2 protein-coding genes are annotated in these 12,292 nt (G+C 70.0%); both read right to left on the bottom strand.

The features are described 5' to 3' along the window. Positions 1-30: 30 nt before the first annotated feature. Positions 31-4,167: an OmpA family protein gene (locus LRR16_RS02070; protein WP_232204647.1), complete on the bottom strand. Its 4,137-nt coding sequence runs from the start codon at positions 4,165-4,167 to the stop codon at positions 31-33. Between the two features lie 119 nt (positions 4,168-4,286). Continuing rightward, the gene (locus LRR16_RS02065; RefSeq protein ID WP_232204646.1) at positions 4,287-12,242 is read right to left on the bottom strand and encodes an SdrD B-like domain-containing protein; all 7,956 of its coding nucleotides are present in this window, start codon (positions 12,240-12,242) and stop codon (positions 4,287-4,289) included. Between the last annotated feature and the right edge of the window lie 50 nt (positions 12,243-12,292).

The raw sequence follows: 12,292 nt of genomic DNA, 5'->3' as shown, positions 1-12,292 counted from the left end.
AGCCGCCAGGGCACGCGGGGCACGCCGGGCTCAGAACGCGCTGACCACGTTCAGGAACCAGCCGCGGTGGCGGTACGACAGATCGGTCAGGTCGTCCGAGTAATCGGTGAAGTTGAAACCGACGCCGATCTTCGTGTTCTTGCCGACATGCCGATAGACCGCCGCCAGCACGCCGGCGCGCGCATCCTGCGCCTCGCGCGCCCACAGCCGGCGGAACTCCAGCACCGCGTCCCACTGATGCACCACGTGCCAGTCGGTGCGCAGCACCACCAGCTGGGCCGTGCTCGAGAACCACTCTCCCGCCGCCTTGGTCGGCTTCAGGCTGCCCCAGCGCAGGCCGTACTTCGCGCCCAGCGACAGCACCGGCATCACGTCCCAGATCGCATCGACCGACACCACCTGGCTCTTCTGCGAGTAATCGGCAACCACCGGATTGAACGAGCCGCTGCCCGGCGTGTACTGGCCCGGTGACGGCAGGTTGTAGAAGTAGGTGTATTTGAACAGCGCGTTCCAGCGGTTGTTGTCGACCGGCCGGTACGCGGCGCCGAGCACCGCCTCGGTGAAGTCGCCATCGAAGAACACACCCCGGCTCGACGAGCTGGCGGCCAGATTGAACTTGCCCAGCAGCCGCCACGCCGGCGTGGCCTGGTAGCCCACCGTGTTGCGGAACAGCCAGCTGTCCCGGTCTCCCGAGACGTTGCTCTGCTCGCGGCGGAATTCCAGCATCGACGTCGCCTTCAGGCGGTCGTCCTTGTAGGCGACCGACGCGCCGGTGGTCCAGCGCTTGATGTCGCCGGCGAACAGGTCCGAGACGCGGCCGGCCTCGGCACGCAGGCCATAGGTCCACTTGTCGGTCGGCGCGTATTCGACGCCGAAGGCCTGCGTCAGGCTTTGCGGGCCGCTGCCGTAGGCGTAGCGCGCTTCGGTAAACAGCGCCACGGTGTCCGACATGCGGGTACGGCCGCCGCCCGTCAGCGATCCGAAGCGGCCGCGATAGCCGAGGTCGGGCTGCTCGGTCTCCATCGCGTACTGCAGATAGAGATTGCTGCGATCGTTGACGCGCCAGTCGCCCGACAGCTTGCCGCCGAAGCCGCCATCGCCTTGCGAGGCCTCGGCGCCGAGGCGCAGGCGGTCGCTGACCTGCCAGGTACCGCCGACCCCGGCGCGATCGTTGTCGCTGCGCGAGCCGGTGCGCTGGGCGGTCTGCTGCACATAGCCATAGGCGTCCCACGGCGGCGTGGCCGCGGGCGGCTTGCCAGGCTCGGTACCAGTGGCCGGCGGCACCGGTTCGGTCTCGGGCTTGTAGTCGACCCGCGCCACCACATCGGTGCGCCGGCCCTGCTGCGCCAGCCAGGCGCTCTGCACCAGCGGCGAGGCGGTACCGCGCTCGTCGCTGCGGGCGCCGATGCTGGCAGCCCACTGCTCGTTGAGCTGGTGCTTGACGCTGGCCTCGGCCGACGAGGTGTCCTGGCTGACGGCATCGCGCTTGTCGGCGCGGGCGATCACACGCGTGTCCTCGCCCACCGGCAGGTCGACGCGCGCGCCTTGCTGGCGCGTCGCCTCGCCGCCGAAGCCGATCTGACCGGGGCCGGAGAAGCCCTGCTCGCGGTTCTGCCAATAGGCGCTGACGCGGCCCCTGGCGTCGGGTACCAGGTCGCCGAGCTCGACCGCGCCCTCGACCCGCTGCGCATTGGCGGGATCGCCGGTGGACGCGTAGCCGGCGAAGGCGAAGCCGCCATCGAGCGACGCCTGCGTGCCCGCGCCCGTGCCGGTCGAGCGCGCGTTTTCGACCTTGATATAGGTGCCGGGCCGGTAGCGCAGCGTCGCGTCGACGCCGAACAGGCTCTGGCGCCCCTGCCCGCCGCCCTGGCGGTAGCCCGACACGCCGACCTGCAGATAGTCGTTGAACCAGTGCGATCCGCGCAGGCCATAGGCGAGCCCATCGACTTCGGTCATGCCGGGCACGTACTCGTAGGTCGCCACCAGGTAGACCGGATTGCCGGGCAGCGCACCGGTGCGCACGAGCATGCCCGAGCCGTCGGCCACCGCCGACAGCGGCGCGCGCAGCGTGACGCGGCCCTGCAGGTAGTTGATGTCATAGTCCCCGCCCGGCTGCAGCGGCGTGCGCTCGAGCACCAGGCCCGAGTCGCGGTCGCGCACTTCGATCCACAGCCGCTCCGAGCCCATCGTCACATCCTGCCGGCGCAGGTAGTACAACGAGCCGCCGGTGCCGCGGAATTCCTCGCGCGACTGCAGCGTGCCGGGCTCGGCCGCGAACACGTTGACGCTCGACTGCCGCTCGCCGGCGGCGGTGCTGTCCTCCGAGCGCCACAGCAGGTTCGCGCCGTACAGTCCGCGCGAATACTGCGTCAGCTCGGTGCCGGTCCACGTGGTCTGGAAATTGCCCCACATCACGTGCGAATCGCCGCGCTCGAGCTTGACGAAGAACTTGCCCTGGGTCGGCGCGTCGTCGACGATGGTGGAGTCGTCGCCATAGACCGGATAGAACTGGTCCGGGTCGATCCGGCGCAGCAGATAGCGCGGATCCTTGCTGGCGAAGTTCGAGAACAGATCCGAGAACGGCTGCTCGCGCGTGTCGGCCGCCGCGGTCAGCAGGTATTCGCCCTTGATCTTGCCCTTCAGGTAGAAAGCGCCGCGGCCCTCGACCGAGGTGCGCTTGTCGTAAGTGTCCTTGCCGTCGACCGCGACCATGCTGGCCGGACCGGCCGTCGAATTGCGGCTCACGGTCAGGTCGCCCAGCGCGATATAGAACCAGTCGTTGTCGGCCACCACCAGGTTGCGCACGAAGGTGGTGCCGCCGCCGTTCGGATCGCTGACCGAGACGCGAACCTGCTGCGAGCCCGCGGCGACAATCTGGCGCGTGACGAAGGCGCCGTTGCGATCGACCGGCACGGCATCGCCCAGCGCATCGACGCGATAGCCCTTCGGAATCGCGGTGCCGTTGACGGTCACCGTGCCGCCCGCGACCGGGATGTTGCGCACGATGCGGCTGTTCTCGCCATAGCCGGCCAGCCGCTCGCGCTCGGCGCTGTCGGCATCGGCGAAGCCGCGCACGCGCGCCAGCAGGCGCAGCGGCTTGGCCGCGGTCTCGTCGAAGCGGCCGCGCTGATCGTAGACCCGCAGCACGAAGCGCATCGACTCGGGCGCATCGACCGGCGGCTGCCAGGCGATGTCGTCGGGGCGCACGACCGGCACCACCGCATAGGGCGTCTCGTCGAGCGATTGGTCCGCGCGGAACACGCGGATTTCGCCGCGCGCGATCCAGGCCTTGTAGTTGGTCCAGGTGCGGAAATGCACGGTCTCGCCGCGCGCCACGTTCTCCGGCGACACCCAGGCGTTCAGCGCCGGCGTGACCTGCATCGGGTCGTAGCGGATCTGGATATCGGCGTTGGCCAGCGCCACGTCGACGCAGCGCTGCGCATCGGCCTCGCTGGTCGGCGCCGCGTCGATCGGCTTGCCATCGACGGTGACGCGGAACGGCGGCAGCGCGCCGTCGCCGCTCGCGGCGGGGCGGCAGCTGGCATCGTCGGCCCTGGCCGGCGCTGCCGCACGCGTCACGGTCGCGCTGATCTCGACCACCACGCGCCGGTTCTGCGCACGACCCGCCTCGCTGGCGTTGTCGGCGACCGGCTCTGCCGCGCCGCGGCCCTGCACCGCCAGGCGGTCGACGGGCACCTTCAGGCCATCGGCCAGATGGCGCACCACCGCCAGCGCCCGCGCCTCGGACAGTCCCTGGTTGTCGCCGAAGCGCGCCGCGGTCCGGCGCGACAGGCGCTGGTCGTCGGTATGGCCGGTGACGCGAATCGACACGTCCGGCTGCCCGCGATACTTTGCGACGATGGCGTCGAGCGCCTGCCGCGCGGCCGGCGTCAGCTCGGCCTCGCCGGAATCGAACAGCGCGCCGCCGGCATCGGAGACCTGCTCGCGCAGCAGCGGCTCGCCCTGCGGCGGCTGCGCGCCGGCGGCACGCATCTGCACGATCTCCGATGGCGTGAAGCCGTCCAGCCGCAGCGGCCGCTCCGCCGAGGCGGGCATGGCGCGCTCGAACAGCCGGCTGTCGTCATCGCGGCGGCCCGTCTCCGACAGGCCCCGCATCAGCGGCGGCACCGCGCCCTTCGTTGCGTTGGCGGCAGGCGTGGTGGGCATGGTGGACGCGTTGGCCGGCGCGCCGGCTCCCGGCGCGCCCTGCGCCCACAGATTTCCCTGCGTACCCGCGAACAGGGCCCCGACCAGCACGGCCGTGCGACGTCGATGGATTGTTTTCATTATCGGACCTCGACGTACTCGGTTTCGATCTGCAGCGGATAACGATTGGGAACGTCGGCCCAAAGTCGTCGCAAGGCATCGGTCAGGTAGGACAGCCGTCTGTCCGCCCATCCCGTCTCCCCGGGCCTGCCTCGATACGACACATGGACCACCGACACGCCGGCCTCCAGCACCGGCACCAGCTTGCCGAGCTCGCGCTGCCATTCGGGCCGCAGCTCGTTGCCTTCGTTGGCGAAGGCCTTGGCATCGACCTCGATGCGCACCACGCGATGGATCGCCGCGCCGAAATCGAGCTTGACCATCTTGCCGCGCGTGGCACGGACCACGCGCGGGTTCTCGGTGGTCACGCGATAGCCCGACGGCAGCGTGCGTTCGTCGAGCTTCATCACGAAGTTCGAGCCGCGGTCCGCCTGCGGAATATCGGCGCAGGGCACGTGGAAGCGGCCCTTGGCGTCGGCGGTCACCAGCAGCCCGCGCACCGTGACGACGCGCACGTTCGGAATGCCCGGCTCGCCGTCGTCCTGATAGCCGTTGGCATTACGGTCGTCGAACACCTTGCCGATGATGTCGGTGCAGTCGAACACCGCGTCGGGCACGATGCGAACCGTCGCCGCGCCCGTGTTGGACGCCTGCAGGTTGGCGATCGCGTTCAGCGCGTAGGCTTGGTTGGTGTACTCGCCCTCGCTGACGCCGGTACCGACCAGCAGCACCAGCCGGTAGGTCTTGGTCTCGCCCGCGGCGAAGGTCTGCACCGGCCAGGTCATCTCTCGGCCGTTGGCGCGCGGTTCGGAGCCGACGCCGTTGATCGACCCCGAGCCGCTGCGGTACTTGAAGCCCGGCGGCAGCAGGTCGCGCACCGCGATATGCGTCAGCGGCGCGTTCAGCGTGTTGGTCACCGCGATGGTGTAAGGCACCAGCGAGCCGCGCATCACGTTCAGCATCGGCGTGGTCTTGACCACGCGCAGCGCGCCGCCGAGCACGGGATCGAGCGGGATGTGGTTGTGCGCGATCTGCGCCGGCACCGCGCCGAAGGCGAAGGCGTTGTACCAGAGCACCGTGTCGTTGCCGCGCGGCGCGCCGGGCGTCGGCACGACCTGCAGCAGGCCGCCACCGCCGGCCGGCAACACGCCGCTGGCGGGCGGCAGCATGCCCGAAGGCGGGGGCAGATACGCGGCGGGCTGCACCACGCGCAGCGTGTAGGTACCCGCCGGCGCCTGCGAGGTCAGCAGGAACTGGTAGAAGCCGTCCTCGCCGGTGGTCTGCTCGACATTGGGCGCGCCGCCCACCACCCACTCCGGCCGCGCCGGCGCACCGTCCGGGCCGATCAGCGTGACCTTCGCACCGCGCACCGGATTGCGGCTGACGGCGTCGTAGACCACCCCGGTCGGATCGACCGGCAGGTTTTCCTCGATCACCGTGGCACCGGAGGCCACCACGACGTCGAAGATCGCCGACACGTCGCGCCGGCCGCCGCTGGCGCAGCGCGGATCGTTGCTCTGCGGGGGGCATACCACGCCGTTGGCGGGATTCGGCACCGGATAGCCGTACAGCGCGCCGCCCGGATTGAAGAAGCGCAGCTCGTAGCCGTTGTCCGCCGGCACGTTGTCCAGCGTATAGCGGCCGCTGGCATCGGTGAACACCGGGGCCACCGAGCCGACCGGCGCGCCGTCCTTGTACAGCACCACGCGCCAGCCGCCCAGCGGCGGCTCGTCGCCCTCGCGCACTTCGCGCGAACCGCCCGGCTTGTTCATCCACACCTGGCCGGTGATCTTGCCCTTGTCGCCGGTCAGTTCGCCAAAGTCGTAGCCGCCCGCCGGCACGCCGGCGTCCAGCACGATATTGCCGATGGTGTCCTTGCCGGCCGTGCCGCCCGCACTGCCGACGGTCTCCTGGCCATCCTTGTAGATCGCCAGCGCCGGGCCGCCCTGTTCGGTCACGGTGTAGGTGCCGGCCGGCAGGTCGCCGAAGCGGTAGCGGCCATCGGCATCGGTCGTCGCGGTGCGCGTGACCGGGCCGGACAGTGCGACCGTGACGCCGGCGATGCCGGGCTCGCCGCTGTCGCGGCGGCCGTTGGCGTTGATGTCGACGTAGACCGAGCCGCTGAGGCCCGAGGCACGCTCCGGGAAGTCGTAGCCCGCCGCGGCCACGCCGCTGTCGATCCTGACGCCGTTGACCTGGTTGGTGCCCGCGGTACCACCGCGGTTGCCGACCACCACGCCGCCGTCGATATAAGCGGTCGGTTGCGTCTGGGTGATCGTGTAGCCCGCGGCGTCGCTCGGCCGCAGTCCGTCGAAGCGGTAGCTGCCGTCCGCGCCGGTCTGCACCGTGCGGTTGACCGGCTGGCCGAGATCGTCGATGCCGGTCAGCGTGATCGTGATGTTCGGCAGCGAACCTTCGCCCGCGTCCTGCACGCGGTTGCCGTTGTCGTCGAACCAGCTCTTGCCGGCGATGCTGCCGCCGCCGACTTCGCCGAAGTTGAAGTTCGTGCCGCTCTGCAGCGGATCGAACACGATATTGCCGATCCGGCTGAGGTTCGGCACCTGGTTCGGTGCCGTGGTCCAGCAGCCGGCGCAGCCGCTGCCGCCGAGCTCCCCGGCGGTGGTCTTGCCGTCCAGGTAGTTGGCCGGCTGCTGCTGCTCCAGCTGGTAGCCGCCGGCGCCGGACTTCGGCAGGCCGGTGAACACGTAGCCGCCGTCCGCGCCGGTGGTCACCGTGCGGGTGATCGCCTGGCCAGCGGCATCGGTGCCGCTCAGGCGGATCTGCACGCCGGCGATGCCCGGCTCGCCGGCATCGCGCAGGCCGTTGTTGTTCAGGTCGCTGTAGACCGCGCCGCCGAGGCCGCCGAGGCGCTCGCCGAAGTGGTAGTCGCGCCCTTCCTGGCCTGGAGCCAGCGTGATGTTGCCGATCGTGTTGGCGCCGGGCGTGCCGTCGAAGAGCGCGTGGTTGACGGTGCCGGCGGGCGTGCCTGCCGACTCCTTGCCGTCGCCGTACTGCGGCGGCTGCGTCTCGACCAACGTATAGGTGCCGGCCGGCAGGCCTTCGAAGCGATAGCCGCCGTCCGCCGCGGTGGTCGCATTGCAATTGACCAGCGTGCAGATATCGATGCCGGTCGTGGTATTGCCGCCCAGGCGCACCGCGATGCCGCCGATGCCGGTCTCGCCGCTGCCGCGCACGCCGTCGTTGTCGGCATCGACATAGACCGAGCCCGATACGCGGCCGCCCAGTTCGCCAAAGTCGTAGCCGGCGCCGAGCTGGTTCTGCTGCACCACCACGCCGTTGATCACGTCGTTGCCGGCGCTGCCCACCGGCGCGCCGCCGACCGAACCGGCACGGTCCGTGCCGTCGGCATAGGCGCTCAGCAGCGCCGACGGATTGCCGGCGCCGTCGCGCTCGCGCACCGAATAGCCGCTGCCATCGCTGGCAGGCAGATTGGCAAAGGCGTAGTTGCCGTTGGCGTCCGTGGTGGTCGTACATGGGTAGACCGAACACACCGCCGCGCCCGCGCCCGTATTGCCGGACAGGGACACCGCCACGCCTGCGATGCCGGGCTCGCCAGTATCGCGCCGGCCGTTGTTGTTCAGGTCGACATAGACCGAGCCGGTCAGCTGCGTGTCGCCCTGGTGGCCGAAGTTGTAGTTGACCGCATTGCTTTCCGACACCAGGCCAATGCCCGCGATAACCTGCGTCGCGGCGTTGGTGCTGCCGGTGCCAGGCGTGGCGGCGCCGGTGCCGACCTGCGTGCCGGTGGCGCTGATGCTGGCCGGGCGCGTCTCGGTCACCGTGTAGGTGCCGGGGCGCAGGTTCGCGAAGCTGTAGCCGCCCGTGGCGTTGGTCGTGGCGGTGGCGTTGACCGCGGCGCCAAGATCGTCGGTGCCGCTCAGCGTCACGGTGACGTTGGGCAGGCCGAAAGTTTCGCCCGGCTGGCGCGTCGCGTCGCCATTGGTATCGATATAGGCCGAGCCGCCGATCTGCGCAGCCTTGACCTCGCCGAAGTTGACGTTGGCCACGCTGCCGTTCAGCGTCAGCGCGATCGCCTGCACCGCGTTGCCGGTCGGGCCGCCCGACACCGAGCCGCCGCTGGCGCCGTTGGTGCCGGTGCCCGCGCTGGTGCGGCCGGGCAGATAGTCGCCCGGCTGGGTCTCGGTCACGGTGTAGCTGCCCGGACGCAGGCCGGTGAAGCTGTAGGCGCCGGTGGCATCGGTAGTCGCGGTACGCGTGACCGTCGCGCCGAGATCGTCGGTGCCGGTCAGCGTCACCGTCACGCCCGCGATGCCAGGCTCGCCGCCGTCGATCGCGCCGTCGGCATCGCGGTCGTGATAGACACGGCCGCTGATGCCGCTGGCCGGAATCTCGCCGAACAGGTAGCTGGTCGCCGCGGTATTGCCCGGCAGCGGGATATTGCTGAACACGTCGTTGCCGACCGTGCCGCCGGCCGAGCCGATGGTGTCGCGGCCGTCCGCGTACGCGGCGTTGTTGACCGGGCCTTCGCCGATCTGATAGGTGCCCTCGGGCAGCCGGTCGAACACGTAGGCGCCGCTGGCGTTGGTGGTCGTGCTGCGCGTGATCGGCGTGCCATCGAAGGCAGTGCCGCTCAGCGTCACCGCGATATTGGCGATGCCGTTTTCGCCGGCATCGCGCACCCCGTCGTTATCGGCATCGACATAGACCGCGCCGGCGAGCGACGACGACACCACGGTCACGATGCCGCTGTTGCTGTTGTTGGACGGCTGCTCGTCCTTGGAATCGGTGGTGACGGTCGCGCTGTTGGTGAACTGCGTCGGCGCGGCGCTGCTGACCGCGGTCACCTTGACCGGGATCGCAATCGAGATCTGTGCCAGCGCGTCGACCGTGCCGAACGAACACTGCACCGTGCTGCCGCCGGCCGCACCGCTGCAGCTCAGGCTGGTGGCCGAACCGCTGACCATCGTCGCCACGGGCGGGCCGGTCAGCACCATATTGGCGGGCAGCGTGTCGGTGACGCGCACGTTGTCGCCTTCGGTGGGACCGTTGTTGCGAACCATCACCGTATAGATGAAAGGACGCATCAGGTCCACGGTCGCCGGCGCCGCGGTCTTGGACAGTACCATCAGGTCCGCCTTGGTACGGACCGTGGTCGGCTCGGTGGTCTGGTTGTTGCCGGCGTTGCGGTCGAAGCCGCCGGCGATCTCGTCCGAGGTGATGCTGACCGCGTTCTGCACGGTCCCCTTGGTCACGCCCTGCATGCCGACCTGGATCTGCACCGATTCGCCGGACGCAATTCGCGGATAGCTGCAACTGATGGTGCCGCCGATCGAATCGACCGGGCCGGTGGTGCAGCTGCCGGTCGAGGTCAGCGTCTTGAAGCGCAGGCCGCTCGTCGGCAGCGTGTCGGTGACCATCACGTTCTGCGCCTGCGACGGACCGTTGTTGGTGACGGTGATCGTATAGACCACCATGTCGTCGACCGCGACCGGGTCGACGCTGTCGCGCTTGTTGACCAGCAGGTCCAGGTCGGGGCCGGTCACGTTGGTGTTGACAAAGCCGGTGTTGTTGCCGGTATTGGTCTCGACCGTCGACGTGCTGACGGCCACGTTGTTGGTGATCGTGGTGTTGCGCAGCGCGGTGCCGGGTCGCACCACGATGGTGGCGGTCTGCTGCCCATTGGCCACGATCTCGGCCCAGCTGCAGGTCACGGTCTCGCCGCCGGTGGTCAATGCTCCCGGCGCCAGCGCGGTGGCGCAGCTGCCACCGCCGTTGCCCTGCGCCCGCACGAAGTAGACGCCGGCGGGCAGGGTATCGACCGCCTGCACATCGGCCGCCTTGCTCGGACCGGCATTGCGCGCGGTGATCACATAGGTCAGGTCCTGGCCGGCCGGGATGCTGGTCGGGTTCGCGGACTTCTGCACCGTGACGTCGGCGCGCGGCTCGATGTTCGAAGAAACGGTCGCGAAGTTGTCGGTGTAGTCCGGGTCGGCGACATTGCTCGACAGCGCGCTGGCCTGGTTCTGGCGCGCGCCGCCATCGCCGCCGGGGCGCACGCGCACCGTGACGACCGGGCAGTCGCTGTCCGCGGTACAGACCGGGATCGATGGGAACCGGCAAGACAGATCGCGCACGCCCGCATTGCCTGCCGCGCTGTTGCAGCTGCCGCCGGTCGTATTGCCGTTGGCGATCACCGCATCGATGAAGCCTTCGCCGATCGGGCCGACGCCGTTGCTGATCAGCGTATGCAGCGAGTCGAACAGCGTGACGTCGGTCGACGGCTCCGGACCCGCGTTCACGACCTGCAGGCTGTAGGTCAGGATGTCGCCGGCCAGCAGCGAGGCCGACGCGACGCGCTTGATCACCGACAGGTTCGCCGAGGCGCTCGGCGGCTGCGTCGACATGCCGTACGACGCGCAGTTGTTCTCGGGCACGTTGTCGAGCGCCGGCGTGCCGCTGGCCGAGGCGACCGCGGACACGCACATCGTGTTCGCGAACTGGCCGTCGGCCTTCGCCTCGACCTCGTAGGTGACCCAGGGACTCGCCTGGCCCGAGGCCAGCGGCGCACCGCTGGTGTACTCGCGGGTACAGGTCATCTGCGTGCCCGCGCTGGTGTCGTACGGCGGCGTCGGCGTGCAGGTCCAGCCATTGGTCGCGGTATAGCCGAGCACGCGCAGATTGGCCGGCAGCGTGTCGATCATCCGGGCCGTGCCGACCAGCGCGCTCGGTCCGTCGTTGTGCAGGCGGACCTGCCATTGCCACTTCGAACCGACGGTCGCCAGGGCCGGCGAGGGGCCGCGCTTCTCGGCGCGCAGGTCGGCGGCCGGATCGACGATGGCGATGGTCTTGGTGCTGCTGTTGTTCAGGTTGCCGACATCGGGCGTGCTGCTGCTGATGGTCGCCACGTTGTTGACCGGGTGGAACGCCGTGACGGCGCGCACGCCGATGGAGATGGTGCCGGCGTTGACGTTGCGGCCGGCGCCGAGCGCGCCGCCCGCCCAGGTACAGCGGACGGTCTGGCCCGACACCGTGCAGCTCCATCCGCCGGAACTGAACGCACCCGGATTGCGCAGCGCCACCTGGGACGGCAGCGTGTCCACCACCTCCATGCCGACCGGCGCGTCGCCGGTGTACGAGACGGCGAGCGTGTAGTCGAATTCGGTGCCGACGGTCACCGTGTCCGCGCCGGTCGATCCCTTGACGATGCGCAGGTCGGTGCCCGCGGTCACGGTGGTGTTGGCGGTGACCGTGTTGTTGGCGCTGGTCGGGTCCTGCGCCGCGGACGGCGACACCACCGACACCGAGGCGCTGTCGGTCAGCGTCGAGCTGGCGCTGGTCCAGACCTCGCCCTGGATCGTGCCGACGTCGACGGTGGCGTTCGGCGCGATCGGCCCCGCAACGTTACAGGTCACCGTCGAACCGCTCTGCGAGCAGCCCATCGGCAGCGAGGTCGCGGTGTAGCCCGGCGGCAGCGTGTTGACCACGCGCAGCGACGTCGCCGCGTCCGGGCCGGCGTTCGATACGCGCATCGCATAGTTCAGCGCGCCGCCCGCCTGTACGGTCGGACTCGACGGAATCAGCTGGATCGCCAGGTCGGCGCCCTGCGTAACCGTGGTGGTCTGCGGCCGGGTGTTATTGCTCAGATCGGGGTCGGACTCGGCCGAGGTGACCTCGCCCACGTTCTCGATGGTGCCGGCGCTCTGCGGGCGCACGGTGACGAGCACCGTGGCGACGCCCGACGCCGGGATCGAGCCCAGCGAGCAGGACACCACGCCGCCGGCCGGCGCCGCGCAGCTGCCCTGGCTGGGCTGCGCGTCGACGAAGACGACGCCCGGCGGCAGCGTGTCCTTGAGGACGACGCCGGTCGCGGCCGCATTGGTGGTGTTGTTGTCGACCCGCAGCGTGTAGGTCAGCAGCCCGCCGGCGGGAACGGGATCGAAGCCGTCGTCGCTGTGGTTCAGCACCAGGTCCGCGGCGGTGGCCGCCGATGACATGACGACCATTGCCAGCCCCGCCAGCAGGCGGTTGCGCCAGGCTTTGCCCC

The sequence above is a fragment of the Cupriavidus sp. UGS-1 genome, from assembly GCF_021213615.1.
Taxonomy (GTDB): Bacteria; Pseudomonadota; Gammaproteobacteria; order Burkholderiales; family Burkholderiaceae; genus Cupriavidus.
The sequence above is the reverse complement of the archived record's forward strand: the minus strand, read 5'-3'. Positions and strand labels throughout refer to the sequence as shown.

Bases quoted from the DNA above. Each gene is read 5' to 3' on its own strand.
- LRR16_RS02070 (WP_232204647.1), bottom strand. From the start codon at position 4,167: ATGCCCACCACGCCTGCCGCCAACGCAACGAAGGGCGCGGTGCCGCCG.
- LRR16_RS02065 (WP_232204646.1), bottom strand. From the start codon at position 12,242: ATGTCATCGGCGGCCACCGCCGCGGACCTGGTGCTGAACCACAGCGAC.